General features: G+C 62.5%; 1 protein-coding gene. It reads left to right on the top strand.

What is annotated here, in order from left to right:
- Positions 1 to 101: 101 nt before the first annotated feature.
- Positions 102 to 1,355, top strand: a 1,254-nt coding sequence (locus AC1DT2_RS23530; protein ID WP_477299097.1) for an LON peptidase substrate-binding domain-containing protein, incomplete at its 3' end; no start/stop codon positions are given.

The raw sequence follows: 1,355 nt of genomic DNA, 5'->3' as shown, positions 1-1,355 counted from the left end.
CGCTCTTGATCGTTCCTTCGCGAACCACCACTTGACGTGTATGGCGGCTCCGGCGCAGTGTCGGGTCGCACCCCAAATACTCTGAGGGAAACCCCAAGCACATGGCGAAGAATCGCAGCCAAACCACGAGCGGATCCGAGCTGGACCTGTTGCCGGTCCTGCCCCTGCGTGACGTCGTCGTCTACCCGCACATGGTCATTCCGCTGTTCGTGGGTCGCGACAAGTCCATGCGCGCGCTGGAGCGGGCGATGGAAGGCGAACGGCAGATCCTGCTTGTCGCTCAGAAAAGCCCCGACATTGACGATCCGTCGATCAGCGACCTCCATTCGGTCGGTACGCTCGCCGGGGTCCTGCAGCTGCTGAAGCTGCCCGATGGCACCGTGAAGGTGCTGGTCGAGGGACAGTCGCGTGTGCAGATCGATGCCTTCGAAGACGAAGCCGGCATGATGAGCGGCAAGGCGCGCGTCATCGAGCCGATCTACAGCAGCAACGAACGCGAACTCGACGTCGTGTCGCGCTCGCTCGTCTCGCTGTTCGAACAGCTGGTCAAGCAGAGCCGCAAGCTTCCGCCGGAAATCCTCGCGACCCTCTCGGGTATCGACGATCCCTCACGTCTTGCCGACTCGATCGCCGCGCACCTGTCCGTGCGCATGGGCGACAAGCAGCGCGTGCTCGAAGCAGCCGACGTGGGTCAGCGTCTCGAGTTGCTCATCGGCCTCGTCGACGGCGAGATGGATCTGCAGCAGGTCGAGAAGCGCATTCGCGGCCGCGTCAAATCGCAGATGGAAAAGAGCCAGCGCGAGTACTACCTCAACGAGCAGATGAAGGCCATCCAGAAGGAACTGGGTGAGGGCGAAGAGGGCGCGAACGAGATCGAAGAGCTGCAGAAGAACATCGACGCTGCCGGTATGCCCAAGGCTGTCCTGGCGAAGGCGCGTAACGAGTTCAACAAGCTCAAGCAGATGTCGCCGATGTCTGCCGAGGCGACCGTGGTCCGCAACTACCTGGACTGGGTGGTGGGCGTGCCGTGGAAGAAGCGCAGCAAGGTCCGCAAGGATCYCGCCCTTGCGCAGGAAACCCTCGAMGCCGATCACTTCGGCCTGGAGAAGGTCAAGGAACGCATCMTCGAGTATCTCGCYGTGCAGSASCGCGTSAMTAMGMTSAAGGGTCCGATCCTSTGCCTCGTCGGKCCKCCSGGCGTGGGCAAGACYTCGCTCGSCCAGTCGATCGCCAAGGCGACCAACCGCAAGTTCGTCCGCATGAGCCTCGGTGGTGTGCGCGATGAAGCCGAGATCCGCGGTCATCGTCGTACGTACATCGGTTCGATGCCGGGGCGCATCGTGCAGAACCTCAAC

The organism is Luteibacter sp. P4_E6 (assembly GCF_056401535.1).
This window is presented reverse-complemented; position numbering and strand designations above follow the sequence as displayed.